Annotated in this window: 16 protein-coding genes; 8 read left to right on the forward strand and 8 right to left on the reverse strand. The window is 49.1% G+C overall.

The window, feature by feature from the left end; translation table 11 throughout:
* Positions 1 to 152: 152 nt before the first annotated feature.
* Both RF679_RS00360 and hppD read right to left on the reverse strand, forming a co-directional pair.
* Positions 153 to 692, reverse strand: coding sequence for a VOC family protein (locus RF679_RS00360; protein ID WP_309482237.1), 540 nt, complete (start codon positions 690 to 692; stop codon positions 153 to 155).
* A 79-nt stretch (positions 693 to 771) separates the two neighbouring features.
* Positions 772 to 1,806, reverse strand: a complete 1,035-nt coding sequence (gene hppD, locus RF679_RS00365) for a 4-hydroxyphenylpyruvate dioxygenase (RefSeq protein ID WP_309482238.1) — start codon at positions 1,804 to 1,806, stop codon at positions 772 to 774.
* Positions 1,807 to 1,951: 145 nt separating this feature from the next.
* Between hppD and RF679_RS00370 the strand changes: the two genes are divergently transcribed.
* The 4 genes from RF679_RS00370 (at position 1,952) to RF679_RS00385 (ending at position 5,935) form a co-directional block, all read left to right on the forward strand.
* The gene (locus tag RF679_RS00370; protein ID WP_309482239.1) at positions 1,952 to 2,824 is read left to right on the forward strand and encodes a LysR family transcriptional regulator; all 873 of its coding nucleotides are present in this window, start codon (positions 1,952 to 1,954) and stop codon (positions 2,822 to 2,824) included.
* Positions 2,825 to 3,207: 383 nt separating this feature from the next.
* Positions 3,208 to 4,650 (forward strand): S1 family peptidase, encoded by a 1,443-nt coding sequence (locus RF679_RS00375; RefSeq protein ID WP_309482240.1) that lies wholly within the window; start codon positions 3,208 to 3,210, stop codon positions 4,648 to 4,650.
* Positions 4,647 to 5,624 (forward strand): FHA domain-containing protein, encoded by a 978-nt coding sequence (locus tag RF679_RS00380; RefSeq protein WP_309482241.1) that lies wholly within the window; start codon positions 4,647 to 4,649, stop codon positions 5,622 to 5,624. The genes RF679_RS00375 and RF679_RS00380 overlap by 4 nt, the downstream gene beginning before the upstream one ends.
* A gap of 11 nt (positions 5,625 to 5,635) precedes the next feature.
* A complete protein-coding gene (locus tag RF679_RS00385) occupies positions 5,636 to 5,935 on the forward strand; it encodes a DUF4286 family protein (RefSeq protein ID WP_309482242.1) in 300 nt (99 codons plus the stop codon).
* Between the two features lie 39 nt (positions 5,936 to 5,974).
* On the opposite strand, the gene RF679_RS00390 is transcribed toward RF679_RS00385, so the two are convergent.
* Positions 5,975 to 6,697 carry an ArsR/SmtB family transcription factor gene (locus RF679_RS00390; protein ID WP_309482243.1) on the reverse strand — a complete coding sequence of 241 codons (723 nt, stop codon included), beginning with the start codon at positions 6,695 to 6,697 and terminating at the stop codon, positions 5,975 to 5,977.
* A 97-nt stretch (positions 6,698 to 6,794) separates the two neighbouring features.
* Here RF679_RS00390 and RF679_RS00395 point away from each other — a divergent pair, with 97 nt between their 5' ends.
* The 3 genes from RF679_RS00395 to RF679_RS00405 are packed head-to-tail and all read left to right on the forward strand — an operon-like array spanning position 6,795 to position 9,064.
* Entirely contained in the window at positions 6,795 to 7,964 is a 1,170-nt protein-coding gene (locus tag RF679_RS00395) for a cytochrome P450 family protein (RefSeq protein ID WP_309482244.1), read from the forward strand.
* A gap of 15 nt (positions 7,965 to 7,979) precedes the next feature.
* Positions 7,980 to 8,333: an antibiotic biosynthesis monooxygenase family protein gene (locus tag RF679_RS00400; RefSeq protein ID WP_309482245.1), complete on the forward strand. Its 354-nt coding sequence runs from the start codon at positions 7,980 to 7,982 to the stop codon at positions 8,331 to 8,333.
* Positions 8,330 to 9,064, forward strand: a complete 735-nt coding sequence (locus tag RF679_RS00405) for a DUF6058 family natural product biosynthesis protein (RefSeq protein WP_309482246.1) — start codon at positions 8,330 to 8,332, stop codon at positions 9,062 to 9,064. Before RF679_RS00400 ends, RF679_RS00405 begins: the two co-directional genes overlap by 4 nt.
* A gap of 124 nt (positions 9,065 to 9,188) precedes the next feature.
* Here the strand turns inward: RF679_RS00405 and mnmE are convergent, their stop codons facing one another.
* From mnmE to rpmH, 5 genes are all read right to left on the reverse strand, one after another.
* On the reverse strand, positions 9,189 to 10,601 hold the full coding sequence (gene mnmE, locus RF679_RS00410; protein ID WP_309482247.1) for a tRNA uridine-5-carboxymethylaminomethyl(34) synthesis GTPase MnmE: 1,413 nt from the start codon (positions 10,599 to 10,601) through the stop codon (positions 9,189 to 9,191).
* 315 nt (positions 10,602 to 10,916) lie between these two features.
* On the reverse strand, positions 10,917 to 12,626 hold the full coding sequence (yidC, locus tag RF679_RS00415) for a membrane protein insertase YidC (RefSeq protein ID WP_309482248.1): 1,710 nt from the start codon (positions 12,624 to 12,626) through the stop codon (positions 10,917 to 10,919).
* 39 nt (positions 12,627 to 12,665) lie between these two features.
* The gene (gene yidD, locus RF679_RS00420) at positions 12,666 to 12,995 is read right to left on the reverse strand and encodes a membrane protein insertion efficiency factor YidD (RefSeq protein WP_309482249.1); all 330 of its coding nucleotides are present in this window, start codon (positions 12,993 to 12,995) and stop codon (positions 12,666 to 12,668) included.
* Positions 12,992 to 13,504 carry a ribonuclease P protein component gene (rnpA, locus tag RF679_RS00425; RefSeq protein ID WP_309482250.1) on the reverse strand — a complete coding sequence of 171 codons (513 nt, stop codon included), beginning with the start codon at positions 13,502 to 13,504 and terminating at the stop codon, positions 12,992 to 12,994. Before rnpA ends, yidD begins: the two co-directional genes overlap by 4 nt.
* Positions 13,505 to 13,725: 221 nt before the next feature.
* Positions 13,726 to 13,860 carry a 50S ribosomal protein L34 gene (rpmH, locus tag RF679_RS00430; protein WP_309482251.1) on the reverse strand — a complete coding sequence of 45 codons (135 nt, stop codon included), beginning with the start codon at positions 13,858 to 13,860 and terminating at the stop codon, positions 13,726 to 13,728.
* Positions 13,861 to 14,667: 807 nt separating this feature from the next.
* On the opposite strand from rpmH, the gene dnaA reads away from it, so the two are divergent.
* Positions 14,668 to 16,080 carry a chromosomal replication initiator protein DnaA gene (gene dnaA / locus RF679_RS00435; protein ID WP_309482252.1) on the forward strand — a complete coding sequence of 471 codons (1,413 nt, stop codon included), beginning with the start codon at positions 14,668 to 14,670 and terminating at the stop codon, positions 16,078 to 16,080.
* Positions 16,081 to 16,325 lie beyond the last annotated feature (245 nt).

Below are 16,325 nucleotides of genomic sequence, written 5' to 3' on the forward strand. Positions count from 1 at the left end.
TCCAATAAAAAACACCGCGCTATTCTCGAAGAGAGACCTAGCCGGTGTTAAAGCTGTACGAAGTGTACAGAGGGAGACAAAGGAATGCGGAATACGCGTGTGAACTCTAAGTTGCTCTAGAGTTGCTCTTAAGTTGGACTGAAGTTCAGTCCTTACGCCGCCGCAAATTCTTTCTCATGCAACCATGCCGCATGATGCACCGTACGCTTGCTGGCCGTCCAATCTTCCAACATTTGTGGTGCGATTTCCTTGAGCTTTTTCAACATTTCTGGAGTCGAGGTGTTGGCCGCTAATTCAATGCGATGACCGTTGGGATCATTGAAATAAATCGATTGGAAGAGTTCGTGATTGGTCGGTCCAATCACTTCTAAACCCATGCTTTCCAAATGTGTTTTGGCTTGCATCAAGCTCTCTAAACTATCGACTTGGAAGGCTAAATGTTGCACCCATGCCGGTGTATTGGGGTCGCGGCCCATCTCTGGTGAATTGGGAATTTCAAAAAAAGCCAAGACATTGCCATTGCCTGCATCAAGGAAAACATGCATGTAAGGATCAGGCTCTTTGGTCGATGGCACGCGATCTTCCGAGATCGCTAACATGAAATCCATGCCTAAGGCCTTTTGATAAAACTCGACAGTTTCCTTGGTGTCGCGGCAACGATATGCCACATGATGTACGCCTTGTAAGGCCATGATGTTCTCCTAAATTTGTGCGTCATTCCCGCGAAGGCGGGAATTCAGTGTCTTTGCTTTTTCCGTTATTTTCTATCGCTTAAATTACACCGCGACGTTCCTGATCTTTTTCGATGGAACGGAATAAAGCACCGAAATTACCTTCGCCGAAACTCAAATTATTTTCGCGTTGGATGATTTCAATGAAGATAGGGCCGATGATGTTTTTAGTGAAGATTTGCAGCAAGTAACCATCATCATCGCCGTCGACTAACACTTGATGCTGGGCGATGCGAGCATGGTCTTGACGCACATTGGGCACACGTTGGAACACGTCAGCATAGTAGTCGTCATCGATGTCGAGAGTTTCAATATCACTGCCGTCGAGTTGATCGAGTGAGTGCAAAATATCCGTCGTCAAGAAAGCCAAATGCTGTACGCCCGGACCGTTGTAGTCGCGCAGATACTCTGCAATTTGATCTTGCTCGTTCTTCGGTTGATTGATAGGGATGCAGAAACTGCCATCCGGTGAACGCAAAGCGTAGCTGGTCAAACCAGTTTTCGCGCCTTGAATATCGAAGTAACGCACTTCGGTGAAACCAAAAATCTCTTTGTAGAAGCTAGCCCATTTTTCTTGCTCACCGAACGGGACGTTATTGGTCAAATGGTCGACCGTCAAGAAGCCTTTATCAGCTTGAATCAGTGGCGACGCGAGTGCTGCGAAGTCGCGCTCGTAAATAGAAGCACCGGTGGAAGTTGGTTCGATGAAATAAATCACACTTTCGCCAATGCCGTAGACCGCTGGATAGGCGTGATCTTTATCGCTGTCGGCAACAGCGCGCGCACCGCGTTTCACCGCCTCTTCGAGCGCGAGAGCGGCATTGTCCACGCGCCAGCCCATAGAGCAAATCGAAGGACCGTGCTTTTTCGCGAATGCAGCGGAGAATCCTTGACGCTCATTGTTGATGAGGAAGTGAATATCGTTCTGGCGGAAATAGCTGATGTCTTTGCTAGGATGTTGGCGCAATTTGGAGAAACCAAAAGCCCAAAACAATTTTTCTAAGTGTTCTGCCGAAGGGCCGCAGAATTCAGTGAATTCGATACCGCGCAGATTGAGAGGATTCGCTTGTGTCATCGTTGGTCTCCAAAAAATTATGGGGCTAACACCGCGTTAGCCATGGTTTTCGCTAATGTAATTAAGGTAGATCAACAAAAAAAGCGTAATCTTTCGCTAGACTTCATCAAATATTTCGATGATCTTTTCGATGGATGGAGTTGGTATGAGCCTGGACCTTAATTTCATGTTGGCACTCGATACCGTGGTGCGCGAAGGCAGCGTGGCAAAGGCCGCTTTGCGTTTGCATCGAGCTCAATCAGCAATTAGTTATCAAATTAAACAGCTAGAGCAGCAGCTGGGCTTGAGCTTGCTCGATCGTGATGGCTACCGCGTCAAATTGACCTCGGCTGGCGAAGTGATCTTGAACGAAGGACGTCGCCTCTTAATTCAAGCGAACCAACTCGAACACTTAGCGCGTGAGTTTAATCAAGCCTGGGAAGCGAAGTTACTGGTGATCGTTGATGGCATTTTGCCCCTGCAGACGATTTTGAAAGCGTTGAAAGACTTGGCGGAGGAAGGAGCGCCGACCCGCGTGCAAGTCAAAGTGGAATTCTTACGCGGTGTGCAGCATCGCTTCGAAACCGAAAAAGCCGATTTGATGATCGTGAAAGATTATGTGGCGCATCCGCATTTACATGCAGAGAATTTACAAGAAATCGAATGTGTTTTGTGTGTCGCACCAGAACATGCCTTGGCGAGTATGAAAAAAGTCAGCCTCGCCCAATTGCAGGAACACACGGAATTATCGGTGCAAGACTCCAGTCAAAGCGGCAATGATGAACACGTGTTTGGCAGTGAACGCGTGTTCTATTTGGATGGTTTTTTCGCTAAGAAGGAGGCCTTATTGATGGGACTCGGTTATGGGTGGATGCCGAGTTTCTTGGTCAAAGACGAACTGAAGAAACGAAAGCTGGTCGAAGTCAAATTCGAAGAAGGCTCGCGTTATCGATTTGTGCCGCGCATGGTCCACCATCGGGATCAGGCTCTCGGGCGAGCAGGCCGCCGTCTTGCCGAGTTACTCCGTGCAGAAGCTTAAATGAACTGAGTTCGACCGAGTTGGACTGAATTGTGTTGAGTTGTGTTGCCTAAAGAAGCTATCAGAGTGATTAAAAAGGCGCGATTTCTACGAGCCAGCGATGAAAAAATGCAACACCGCGATTTTGATAGAATGGCTGGGCTCAAAGTCATTGAGTTTTGCTTATTTCGATATAAATCAGTCGCTTAGATGGGGTGGTGTGGCCGCAATGTGGTCGCTTTGTAGCCTTCGATATGTGGCTATTTTGACTTCTCTATCGACTTCTTTAATGCAAAAACACTGGCAAAGCGCAGGGCTTTTACTTCCTGTCATAAAAGGCCGTTATGCTTGATGCCTGATCACCTGTTTTGCCTTTGATTCACATATCCATTTTTGGAATTTGATTGCACCAACTTTCTATTCACATGATGTCTGAAAAATATTCTCAAACCCTAACGTGGTGTGCCTGCTTGTTATTGAGCATCGTGGCGAGTTCGGTCGCACTTCCCTCCTTCGCACAGAAACAAAGCGAGCAAGATAGTGCGCGTCAGACCACTGGCGAATCGGTATTGCCGCAACCCTCTTCAGCGGCGCAGAAGCTGTATAGCGTGGCCAAGAATGATTTATTGCAGATTCGCGTACTGGTGAAAAATGGGCGCACGCAATCCTCGGTTGGCTCAGGCTTCTTCGTCGATGACAGCGATTTAGTAGTGACGAATTATCACGTGGTGTCGCAGATTGCTCTTGAGCCCGAGGTTTACATCGGTGAATTTGTCGACACCAATGATCAGCGTGGTACGGTCGAATTATTGGCGGTCGATGTTCTACATGATTTGGCAGTGGTCCGCGTGAGTCGCAAGGGTAAAGGTTTTTTTAAGATTCCGAGCAACGCCAATCAACTGGCACCTTTGTCGCAAGGACAGTATCTGTATTCTTTAGGTAACCCGCTCGATTTGGGATTCGCGATTTCGGAAGGTGCCTACAATGGTGTAATCGGGCGTTCGTTTTATGATCAATTTATGTTCACTGGGCCGATTAATGCCGGCATGAGTGGCGGTCCCAACGTCAATAGTGCAGGCGCTTTAGCGGGAGTCAATGTGGCGAAGCGAACCGACGGAGAATTGGTGAGCTTCTTGGTGCCGGCTCGTTATGTGGTCGATTTGATTAATCGTGTGAAGACACAGAAGCAGGTGCCAAGTTCATTTAGCCAAGAAGTGGGACGTCAATTACTGACGCATCAAAACTTCATGATCGATAAGTTACTTGAAAATAATTTGAGTTCTAAATTACTGGGACGTTATTTGGTGCCTGTACGTGAGTCCGATCAGATGCGCTGCTGGGGTAGCTCGAATACGAAAGAAGAAACCGCCTACTCCGAAGACAAAATGAACTGCGCCATGGAATCTTCGCTCTTTGTGTCGGGCAAATTGCAGACTGGTTTGGTCGCGATGACGCACACTTTGTTGCAATCGAAAAAACTGGATGCCTTGCGCTTCTCGCGTTTGATTAGCGAACGATTTAAGAATCAAATTTACGCAAGCACGCGTCAAGCTAGTGTCACTGCGCCAGCTTGTATAGAGGATTTTATCAAGAATGAAGGCGTCTCGATGCGAGCGGTTGTGTGCACCCGCGCCTATCGTAAATTTCCAGAACTGTATGATTTCATCGTGATCAGCAGCAGCCTTGATCAATCGAAGGAAGTCCTGCAAAGTCGACTCGATGTGCGCGGTGTTTCGTATCAAAATGGTTTGCGAGCAACGCGGGTGTTCTTGAAGGGCATTAGCATGAGCCCGATTACCGCGGGCATTGCGGTTGACGTCAACACTAGCAAAGGAGAGGCAAAATGAGTGCGCCATTCTTTGTAGAAGTCTTAAGCCGCAACGGCGAAGTCGAGCAACGCCATCAAGTTGCGGAACTACCGATCCGTTTGGGACGAGCCTATGACAACGATGTCATTTTGGATGATGAACATGTCGCGGCGCGACATGCTGTGGTCGATGAAAATGAAGAAGGTAGTTTGCAAATTCGCGATCTTGGAAGCCGTAATGGCATGCGTTATCAGGGGCGTCGTCAAGAGCAATTGGAGCTGACAGGGCACACCATCGTGCGCTTGGGGCAAACTCATATTCGCGTGCGTCGTTCGAATTTTGAAGTGGAGCCTGAAGCGCTCGACACCAGTAATTATCAATGGGAAGGATGGCGTCCAGCCTTGGTTGGCGCGCTGATGATCACGGGCTTAACCGCCTCCACGACTTGGATTACGCAGACCGATGGATTCAATTTAATCGTGTATTTGCAGGCAGTGATTTCAGTGCTATTGGCGACCGTTTTGTGGAGTGGCATTTGGGCCGCCGCGAATCGTATTTTCGGACGCAGTCCACGCTTTGGTCGTCACTTATTTGTGGTGGCATGTGCCATGGTGGGTTTGCAATTGTGGTACATCTTGGCAGCGGGGATCGGCTTCATGTTTTCGTGGGAATGGCTATCGCGTTACAGCAGCCATATCGAAATCTTAGTATTGGCCATCGCGATTTATTTCCACCTCAGTACCATCAAACGTCGTTATACACGGGGCTTGTTGATGATCACTCTGTTCTGTGCCTCGATAGGCTCAGGACTCGTGTTGATGACGCATCAAAAGAATACCGGTATGCTCGGTGACGAATTGTATATGGGCGATTTATTCGCGCCCGGTTTGCATGTGGCGCGTGATGACGATGTGGATCATTTTGTGCAGAGTGCTGACAAACTTAAGGCGCAAATTGACCGTGAACGTAGTCGCGCAATACCGAGTGCTGAACTTGAAGCGGATGAAGATTAAGGAGTAGTGTGATGGTTTTTTATGAAGTCAGCGTCGAGGTGCGCGCCGATCTGCGCGAGGCTTTCGTGCACTATATGCGCAGCAAACATCTGCCCGAAATTCTGGCGACAGGATGTTTTCGCCATATCCGTTTTGATCAAGCCAGCGACACGCTATTCCGCAGCTGTTATCAAGCCGAGACAGAAGCTGATTTTCAACGTTATCTCGAACAGCACGCGCCAGCCATGCGTGCCGATTTTATGCAGCATTTTCCGGAAGGCTGTACGCCAAGCCGTGTCGTGTTTAAGGATTTATTTAGTCTGCATGCCTAAGCATTAGCATGGCCTTGGGGCGACGATTCAAAACCCCCATTATGCTTCGCCCAACCACTTGGCGAACTGGCGCTCACCTTTGCGGGTAATGCTGAGCGCGCGACTATCAAGCTCACGCTCGACCCATGCTTGTTGAATCAAGAACTGCAGCAGTTGCGCGCCGAAAGCACCACCGAGGTGCGGACGGCGTTCACTCCAATCGAGACAGGCACAAGCAAAACGACGTCGACTCTTGTTTTTTGTTGGCTGCGCACTAAGATGATTGTCGATGCTACAGGTGACTCCTAGATTTTCAAAAAAGACTCGACCTGCTTCACTCAAATGATACAGATTGACATCGTCTTGATTCGTTTCAAAATAGCCTTGCTGCAAAAAATAATCATGCATGCGCACGGCGATCTCACCTGCCATATGGTCATAGCAAGTTCGCGCTCTTTGTAGTCGCGAAGGCGTGTTTGGTTTAAAACGCGGACGTGCCGGCGCAGCCAAATTCATCAGGGCTTCTAAGACTTGTGCAACCTCGGGCCCCTGCAATTGGAAATAACGATGCTTGCCTTGCGCCACCATGCTGATTAAGTTTTGCTCGCGTAGCTTGGCGAGATGGCTACTGGCGGTGGACGCTGAAATATCGGCGAGCGTTGCGAGTTCAGTGGCAGTGCGGGCGCGTTGATCGAGCAAGGCACAGAGCATGCTCGCCCGTGCAGGCTCAGCGATGGCGGCAGCAACGGCCGCTAATTGAAGTTCACTCGTTTTGGCATCCATGCTTCGATGGTAAGCGAATTGTTCATGCTTCACAAGGCGTAGACTACGGTCTTCTTTATCGCAATCTTGTGCAGTCCTTGTTCATTGAGAATCAAGCATGTCATACCCTCACTTATTACAATTGCCCTACCACAGCAACCCTTATCCTATCTACGTTGAGTTACGCGAGCGAGGCGAATTATGGTGGGATGACCGCCATCAACCGTGGCTTGCGACGACGAGCGACAGCGTTGCAGCGATTCTGAGTTCTCTCGATTGTGTCGTGCGCCCACCGCATGAATTAGTGCCGAAGGCGATTGCGAATGGAGCGGCTGGTCAGATCTTTGGAAAGCTGATGCGTATGAATGAAGGTGAAGCGCATCGTCTAGCGAAAGCGAGCTTACAACAAGCCTTACGCCAGATCACGCCGGACCGCTTACAAACCATCATGCAAGCGCAGAATGGTTTCATCGACTTGCTCGATGGCCCGCAACATCAGTCTCACCAACTGGATCCAGAACGCTTGAATCGATGGATCTTTGCAGTACCGGTGCGCACTATGGCAATGGCACTCGGTTTTGATCATGCGCAGAGCGCGGTCATCGAGCAGGAAATTGCCGACTTCGTCGCCTGTTTATCGCCACTTAGCCACGAGATGGCATTACAGCGCGCGCATCAAGCAGCATTACATTTACAGCAGCGTTTAGCGCAGATGTTTCAAGAGCAATCTGGCGAAGAGGGTAGTTTCGCCCATGCCTATCAACTCGCCATCGACGAACATGGATGGCAAGATGCCTCAGCGTGGATCGCCAATTTACTTGGCATTTTGTCGCAGACTTACGAAGCCAGCGCTGGTTTGCTGGGTAATTGTATTGTGGGTTGTATTGCTCATTTGCGTACCCAGGGGCTTCATCGTGATTTCCCACTAGAGAGCGATGTACAGCGCTATGTGCAGCAGATTGCACAACAAGATCCAGCGATCCACAATACTCGTCGCTTCGTCGTGCGTGATTGGGAGATTGCTGGGCAAACTTTAAAAGCTGGGCAGACGATTTTGTTATTGCTGGCGTCGGCCAATCATAGTGAAGCGGAAGCGCAGATGAGTTTTAGTCATGCTCGTCACCGCTGCCCTGGTGAGGCTTTGGCACTGAGCATCGCCAGCTCCGCTCTAACGCTTTTATTGCAGGCGTACTCGAGCGATGCTTTGAGGGATTTGCAGTTTCAGTATCGGCCATCGATGAATGCGCGCATGCCCACCTTTTCGCATCTTAATGATGCCTCAAAATGAAACCAAGGAACAGCCATGATTACCGTCATCTTTGAAGTACAAACTAAACCCGGCCAGCAAGATCTGTATCTGCGAATCGCGGCGGAATTGAAAGAACAATTGAGTAAGATCGATGGCTTCATTTCGATCGAGCGTTTTCAAAGTTTGAGTATGCCCGATAAGTTATTGTCGCTCTCTTTTTGGCGCGATGAAGCTGCTGTCATCGCGTGGCGCAATCTGGAAATGCATCGAGCGGCGCAAGCGCAAGGGCGTGCCAGTATTTTCCAAGACTACCGTATTCGTGTCGCGTCGGTGATGCGTGACTATGGCATGCAAGAACGAGTCGAAGCGCCGCACGATAGTGTGCATTTCCACGGTGGCACAGCATGAGTCCGCAAACACAACACTATCTTGATCAGTTTTATATCAGCGATTTGGACTTGATGCAGGCATGGTCTGTTGCGCGTGAAGAATTCGATCATCTATTGTCAGAGGGTGTGTTGGCGAGCCCCAGTTATTGGATCCACGCGGGACGTTTGCATTCGGTGGTATTCGGTGATTTGGAAGCCAGCGACCTCGCTGACCAACAATTCTTTCATCGCGATTTACGAGAGGATATGCAAGCGCGTTTCGTGTATTGGCGAGAACACGGCGTCGCTGCAACCCTTGCCCATTTTGAGCAGCGTTTCAAGCAGCACTGTCTTGCTGCGTTACTCAATTGGCAGCAACAGCGTTGGCCTTTGCAGGATTGTACGAATGATGATGGCGAGCGATGTGAGTCCGCTCTACAAGAACGTGCGAACAAGTATTGGGATTATCTACAGCAAGGCATTTTCGGATTGTGCGTACAACAGGCGGGGTCTGTCTCGCACATCGTCGAGAAAGAACTACTGCAAGAGCGCCTTAGTTTGCTTTACCAATCTCAAACGGAGTTGGCGGAATCGACCAGCGCAAGTTCGGAAGAGCCAAGCTTTGCGCAGACGAAGTCATGCTCTTCAGCATCGACCATCGCGGAGTTACAAACGAATTATGCGCGAGCGTGCATGCCATTCTCGCCAGTGGAATATCCACGCAGTAGTCGATATCGCTTGTTGGAGCTGCTTCAGAGCGAATCAGTTTGAATAGGACTTGGGTGGGGCATGCCATTCCCCGCCCAGTCATTTGGCTGATAATGCAACCAAGCAGCCAAGCAGCCAAGCAGCCAAGCAGCTAAGCAGCTAAGCAGCCAAGCAACAATAATGATCCCTACTTCCCAATACAAAAACGCGAGAAGATCACGCCGAGTAAATCATCGGAAGTAAATTCACCGGTGATGCTATTGAGTCGATCTTGTGTGAGGCGCAGTTCTTCGGCGAACAGGTCGAGTGATTGATCGTTTTGTGCCGCATATTCGGCTGCTTGCTGTAAATGTTCGTGAGCGTGTTTGAGTGCGATCAGATGGCGTTCGCGTGCCAAATACAAAGATTCGCCTGTTTGCTGCCAACCCGCGATGCGCAGCAATTCTTTGCGCAACAAATCCATGCCCAGATGTTCTTGCGCTGACAAATACACTTGCGTCAAATCGTTGATCGTATCGACGCTAGCATGATGACCAGACAGATCGATTTTGGTCCAGACGCAAATCACAGGGACATCATCAGGGAATTGCGCGGCGATTTCTTCATCGGCGCGAGTTGGGCCACGGCTGGCGTCGAGCAAATGCAAAATCACGTCGGCCTTATGCACTTCAGCCCAGGTACGTTCTATGCCAATGCGTTCCACCGCATCGATCTTCGGACTTAAAGTCTCATCGACGATTTCATCGTGATCGTGGCGTATCCCCGCGGTATCGATGATATTGAGTGGAATCCCTTCGATATGGATGGTTTCGGTGACTTTGTCGCGTGTGGTACCAGCGATTGGGGTGACGATCGCAATATCATCGCCCGCTAAAGCATTCAATAAAGACGACTTACCCACATTCGGTTGACCGGCCAAGACCACGTTCAAACCTTCGCGCAATAAAGCACCTTGCGCGGCTTGTTCGAAAACGGCACGTAAGGCTTCTTGAATCGCAGCGAGTTGACCACGGGCGTCGGACTTTTCTAAGAAGTCGATTTCTTCTTCGGGAAAATCTAAGGTCGCTTCTACCAACATGCGCAGGTGGACCACTTTCTCAACCAGTGCATGAATCACTTTGGAGAAGGCGCCCGACATCGATTGTGAAGCGGACTTTGCTGCCGCTTCGGTCGAGGCTTCGATCAAGTCAGAGACAGCTTCAGCTTGCGCCAAGTCGAGCTTGTCATTCATGAAGGCGCGTTGGGTAAATTCGCCCGGTTGCGCCAATCGCAAACCCTCTTCTTTGCCGGCCTCTAAACAGCGCTGCAATAACATCTGCATCACGACCGGGCCGCCATGGCCCTGCAACTCCAAGACATCTTCGCCAGTGTAAGAATGCGGCGCTTTGAAGGCGATCGCCAAGCCCTGATCGATGACGCTACCATCGGCTTGTTTGAAATCGAGATAGGTCGCGTGCCGTGGTTTGAGTGCGGTTTCGCCAAAGAGGGCGCGGGTGATGCCGCTGAGGTCTTTACCGGAAATGCGCACAACGCCAATCCCGCCACGTCCTGGAGCGGTGGCGATGGCAACAATGGGAGTGCTGTCGTAGTGATGTGTCATGAAGAAATTCTATACTTGCTTTGAATCAATGGTGGAAATTGGTGCTCGCTGTCGTCAAAACACCACAAGTTTTTGCTAGTTTGTAGACGCTCTACACAACCGCAAAGCGCTTTTTGGCAACTTAATTTTTGAGTCGTCATTCCCGCGCAAGCGGGAATCCCTTGCTGATTTCTTATCGATCGAAAAGACCATGGATTCCCGCTTGCGCGGGAATGACGCATGGCTTGAGGTTGGGTAGCGCGCTCCTGTGATGTTTCGTCGTTCATAAAAAAAGCCCATTCGAAAATGGGCTTTTGATGAGTGCCGAAGCCGATTTTAGCTGCGGTGTTCTGGTGGCACGATCTTGTTATTGATGACCCATTGCTGAGCAATCGACAAAATATTGTTGACCACCCAGTACAAGACCAAGCCAGATGGGAAGAAGATGAACATGACCGAGAACATCAATGGCATGAACAACATCATCTTCGCTTGAATCGGATCCGCTGGCGCTGGGTTCAGTTTGGTGGTGATGTACATCGAGATTGCGTACAAAACTGGCAAGATGAACCATGGATCAGGCTGCGTCAAATCGGTGATCCAACCCACCCATGGTGCGCCACGCATTTCGACGGAGGCTTGCAAGACCCAGTACAAAGCCAAGAAGATCGGCATCTGGATCAACATTGGCAAGCAACCACCAAGCGGATTGATCTTTTCAGTTTTGTAGAGCTCCATCATGGCTTGATTGAGCTTCTGTGGTTCGTTCTTGTATTTCTCTTTGAGCGCTGTCATTTTTGGTGTCAGTACTTTCATCTTAGCCATACTACGGAAACCAGCAGCAGACAGTGGGAATAAGGCGAGTTTGATACCGATCGTGAACAAAACAATCGTCCAACCCCAGTTACCGATGAATTTATGGATCAATTCCATCAGCCAGAACATCGGTTTGGCGAGCATGGAGAGCTTCCAATAGTCTTTGACCAAATCCAAGCCTGGTGCGATTTTTTCCAGAGTGGCTGTTTCTTGTGGGCCGGAATACAAGCGGGCCGTAATTGCTGCAGTTTGGCCTGGGGCGACGGTTGGGTACTTAACGACGTTACCGATGGCGTACAGGTTTTCAGTCTCAGCGACCTTTTTGGTGAAAACTTCGCGTTCTACTTTTTCATCCAAGATGAAAGCAGATACGAAGAAATGTTGAATGATTGAAACCCATCCGTTGTTGGCGCTAGTTGGGTGATCTGGTACATCAGGTTTTTTCGTTTCCTTGGCTTTGTTTGCGCGCTTTTCGATGTCTTCGAACGAAAGTTTTTGGAAGAATTTTTCTTCTGTGTAAAGTGCAGGCGCATAGAACTCAGTCGTTCCTGAGAACATGCCGCCAGATTTGGGTTTGGTACCGTCGTGTATTAGTTGCAGATATAAAGACGGGGCAATTGGTGCATTTGTATTGTTAGTCAGTTCGTGTTTTACACCAATGACATAGTCACCTTTTTTGAAGGTGTAGGTCTTTGTCAACTTGACGCCTTCAGACTGGGTTTCTAATACGAGACTAATTTCGTTGCCATTGCCGATATCTCGGTTGCCAGGCAAAGCAATGTATCCAGCGTGATGATCGAGTCCTTTTGCGCCGATCAAACCCGTTTGCGCAGCATAAGTACGGTCAGCTGTATGATCAAACAAGACCACATTCTTCTTCGCATCCACGCTATCGGCGTACTTCAACAATTCCAAGCGTTTGATTTCACCGCCGATGGTATCGATGTCCGCTTTCACAACGTCTGTTGTAATCGTGATGGTTTCACTCTTAACTGGCGTCACTGTGCCATCAGCCGCTGTAGTGGTCGCCGTTGGTGTGCTTACTGCAGCAGCACTGGCAGCAGTTGCATTAGCACTAGCAGAGGCGGAAGCGCTCGCTGCTTGAGTTTGTTGGGCTACAGGTTTCGGGAAAAACATTGAGTTCTTGCCCGTATGTTGCATCCATTTGTCCCATAGCAGGACGAGCGACATCGTGAAGATGACCCACAGGAAGGTACGCTTGATATCCATTTTTTCCATGTACTCGATAAAATTAAAAATCTTAAAAATCTATTCGAACTGATGCGACCCAGCCGACTTTGAACTCGTGCTTGGAAGCGATTGCGGTGTGCCAGAATCCGATGTGGGGGCGACACCATCTTTTTCATGCCCATCGTGTTGATGATGTTTGCAAGGGACGAGATCGACACCACCAGGGTGCCACGGGTGGCATTTGCATAAGCGTTTGCCAGCCATCCACGAACCACGCAATGCGCCGTATTCGCGTATTGCTTCGGCGGCATATTCAGAACAACTCGGATAAAAACGGCAATTTTGCCCTAACATCGGACTAATTGCTAATTTATACCCACGTAGTAACAGTAAAAGTAAGGCTTTCATGCACCCTGCTCCGTCGTCTTGGTCACGGTTAAGGAGCTCGGCATTGCCTCATTGATCTGCTTCGAGGTGCGTGCAGCTTCGGCAAGCTTGGCCAAGTTGTGGCGTTGCGCTTGAAATAATTGCAGCATTTCAGCACGTAAAATGCGTTTGAGCGCCGCCGTGGTGGCTGGGCCTTGCTTGCTATTGACGGGTTTGGAGAGGCGCACTACGCAATCAACATTGCTGAGTGCCAATTGGCGAAAGACTTCGCGCGTGATGCGTTTGATCATATTGCGCGTAATCGCGCGCGGCGCAAAACGCTTGGCCGCAACGACCCCAAGACGGGCATGATCAAATTGATTGCTGCGCGCATACAACACAAAATGAGTGCTGCGTTGCACGGGCCGCAAACGAAAAACGGATGAGAACTCATCCGTTTTAAGAATTCGTTGTTCCCGCGTAAAACTACCGCCGGACAACTGAAACTGAGCGTGGTCTTGCATAGAAGTCGAGGCAGTCAAATTAGTCACAATAAAAAACTCAGCCTATTGAACAAACTAAATTGACAAAGTGCAAATAATTTAAGCACCGACTCCGTATGGTTCTTATAAAAGATCCCGACCAACGCAGCGGTATGCAAGAAATTCAATTATAGGGATGCAGAAAAAGGCGCTTCCCGCAGCAATACAAGAGTATTGCGAGGACAAGCAACGAATTGCTGCGCCCTAGAATTGGATTTAATGTATGCCGATTAAGCTGCGAGGCGCTTACGGCCTTTAGCACGACGTGCGTTCAAAACTGCGCGGCCACCACGTGTTGCCATGCGAGCGCGGAAACCGTGAGTGCGCTTACGACGAACTACGGAAGGTTGAAATGTACGTTTCATGTTGATCTCACTATTTGAGCAAAAAATAAATCGGAATTACGGGTACTGCTATGCGTCAATTGCTGCTGTAATTCTTTGCAAAGCTGTATGGAACTTTACAAATCAACGATGGCAACGCGCGCTATTGCTATTTACACCCAGTTTTTTATACGCCTACTGCCCCAAACACTGCTCACGGCTGCAATTTATTCAATTCGCCATTTGCGTGACCGCTACAAAACAACATAAAGACAGACTCAGCGTGAGGCCAGAACCAAGGCTCAGGCTACGTTTAGACTCGTTTTAGTGCGTTTGTATTTCGATAGCGCGGTTACAACAGAAAGCTGCGCATAACAAAACAGGGTAGGGAACCCGTAATTAGACACCATTTTCTCTGGGCTTGTCAACGGATTTGCCTCTTTTTATGGCAGTTCTTGGTAACTTGGTGAAAAAGAAATTCAAAAGAAATTTGCGCTTGCCTGTGGATAACTCTGGCTGCGGAGGGTAAAATAAGGGGCTTGGAAGTATTGCTTTGGATCATCAAAAATTTAATGCTTGAATAACATTTTGCACCGCCGTCTGCTCCTTTATAATGAAGCGAGCGCCTTCGGTGTTTTATTTTTTCTGCATGATGCCTTGTCTCTCGATCGCGTTTCGAACGTGCTCGGATGACGGCAGTAATACCAAAACAAAAGTGGAACAGTTGGTGATGTGAGGCTCATAAGGTCGAACACATCAGCCGTTTTGAGAAGAAGGATTTACCTCAATCAGTTCTTGGTTTTTGCGTAAATCCTCAGAATAAGTGTTGAGTAAAAAGTAAAGCGATTCATGGAAAATTTCTGGCAAGCCTGCTCGCAACAATTAGAACAGGAACTCACGCCTCAGCAATTTAGTGCTTGGATCAAGCCCTTAACGGTAGTCGACTTTGAAGATGGTCGTCTCCGCATCGGCGCACCTAATCGCTTTAAATTAGATTGGGTCAAAGCCCAATTTGCTAGTCGTATCACCGAATTTGCATCCCAGTTTTGGGATGACACCGTCGATGTCGAATTTATCATCGACCCCCGCGTCGGCAAGAAAAATGCCGCAGCCACTGCGGCCGCCAACGCTGCGAATGCCGCTGAAGGCAATGGCGCCGATCATAGTCAACGCACCTCACAAATGGGCACCAGCGACTTAGTCGCGCCCGAGCCGAGTGTCGAAACCGCGCCGCGTCGTGACAACTCGCGCATCAATTTCGATTTAACCTTTGATAGCTTCGTCACCGGTAAGGCCAATCAATTGGCACGGGCGGCAGCGATTCAAGTGGCGAATAATCCGGGTGTGTCCTACAACCCGCTGTTCTTATATGGCGGTGTTGGTTTGGGTAAAACGCATTTGATCCACGCGATTGGTAATCAAATTCTGCACGACAAACCGAATGCACGGATCCGTTATATCCACGCCGAACAATATGTGCGTGACGTGGTGACGGCGTACCAGAAAAAAGGTTTTGACGATTTCAAACGTTATTACCATTCGCTCGATTTGTTGTTAATCGATGATATTCAATTCTTTGGCGGTAAGAGCCGTACGCAAGAAGAATTCTTCTATGCGTTTGAAGCGCTGATCGCGGCCAAGAAACAAATCATTATTACCAGCGATACCTATCCGAAAGAAATTTCCGGCATGGATGATCGTTTGATTTCACGCTTTGATTCCGGTTTGACGGTGGCGATTGAACCGCCAGAACTCGAAATGCGCGTCGCGATTTTGCTCAAGAAAGCGTATAGCGAAGGCGTGCAATTTTCGGACGATGTGGCCTTCTTTGTCGCCAAACATTTGCGTTCGAACGTGCGTGAATTGGAAGGTGCTTTGCGTAAGATTTTGGCCTACTCACGCTTCCACGGTAAAGACATCACGATCGATGTTGTGAAAGAAGCGCTGAAAGATTTGTTGTCGGTGCAAAACCGTCAGATCTCGGTCGAAAATATTCAGAAGACGGTCGCCGACTTTTTTAATATCAAAGTCGCCGACATGTATTCCAAACGTCGTCCGGCCAATATCGCCCGACCACGTCAGATCGCGATGTATTTAGCAAAAGAATTGACCCAAAAAAGTTTGCCAGAAATCGGCGAGTTGTTCGGCGGACGTGATCACACCACTGTGTTGCACGCAGTCCGCAAAATCGCCGCCGACCGCGCCAAGAACCCAGAATGCAATCACGAATTGCATGTGCTGGAGCAGACTTTGAAGGGGTAGTTGGATTTGAATATTCCCTCTCCCGCGAGCGGGAGAGGGTTAGGGTGAGGGTGGTTCAGCAACGAAAAAGAATTTGAGTAATGCGATCGTGAAAGTCGGATGTTTTTAAGATTAAGCGATGCCGTTATCAGATTCTGATGCGCCCTCATCCCCAACCCTTCTCCCGCTCGCGGGAGAAGGGAGTAAAAACAGAAGTAATGTAGGGCGGGTGAGACCCGCGCCGCGTGTCGTTAGTTGAACAGCAA

It is taken from the genome of Undibacterium cyanobacteriorum, assembly GCF_031326225.1.
GTDB classification, from domain to species: Bacteria; Pseudomonadota; Gammaproteobacteria; order Burkholderiales; family Burkholderiaceae_D; genus Undibacterium; species Undibacterium cyanobacteriorum.

Bases quoted from the DNA above. Each gene is read 5' to 3' on its own strand.
- hppD (WP_309482238.1), bottom strand. From the start codon at position 1,806: ATGACACAAGCGAATCCTCTCAATCTGCGCGGTATCGAATTCACTGAA.
- rpmH (WP_309482251.1), bottom strand. From the start codon at position 13,860: ATGAAACGTACATTTCAACCTTCCGTAGTTCGTCGTAAGCGCACTCAC.
- yidD (WP_309482249.1), bottom strand. From the start codon at position 12,995: ATGAAAGCCTTACTTTTACTGTTACTACGTGGGTATAAATTAGCAATT.
- RF679_RS00400 (WP_309482245.1), top strand. From the start codon at position 7,980: ATGATTACCGTCATCTTTGAAGTACAAACTAAACCCGGCCAGCAAGAT.
- RF679_RS00395 (WP_309482244.1), top strand. From the start codon at position 6,795: ATGTCATACCCTCACTTATTACAATTGCCCTACCACAGCAACCCTTAT.
- RF679_RS00385 (WP_309482242.1), top strand. From the start codon at position 5,636: ATGGTTTTTTATGAAGTCAGCGTCGAGGTGCGCGCCGATCTGCGCGAG.
- RF679_RS00370 (WP_309482239.1), top strand. From the start codon at position 1,952: ATGAGCCTGGACCTTAATTTCATGTTGGCACTCGATACCGTGGTGCGC.
- RF679_RS00390 (WP_309482243.1), bottom strand. From the start codon at position 6,697: ATGGATGCCAAAACGAGTGAACTTCAATTAGCGGCCGTTGCTGCCGCC.
- RF679_RS00405 (WP_309482246.1), top strand. From the start codon at position 8,330: ATGAGTCCGCAAACACAACACTATCTTGATCAGTTTTATATCAGCGAT.
- RF679_RS00380 (WP_309482241.1), top strand. From the start codon at position 4,647: ATGAGTGCGCCATTCTTTGTAGAAGTCTTAAGCCGCAACGGCGAAGTC.
- dnaA (WP_309482252.1), top strand. From the start codon at position 14,668: ATGGAAAATTTCTGGCAAGCCTGCTCGCAACAATTAGAACAGGAACTC.
- RF679_RS00360 (WP_309482237.1), bottom strand. From the start codon at position 692: ATGGCCTTACAAGGCGTACATCATGTGGCATATCGTTGCCGCGACACC.
- mnmE (WP_309482247.1), bottom strand. From the start codon at position 10,601: ATGACACATCACTACGACAGCACTCCCATTGTTGCCATCGCCACCGCT.
- yidC (WP_309482248.1), bottom strand. From the start codon at position 12,626: ATGGATATCAAGCGTACCTTCCTGTGGGTCATCTTCACGATGTCGCTC.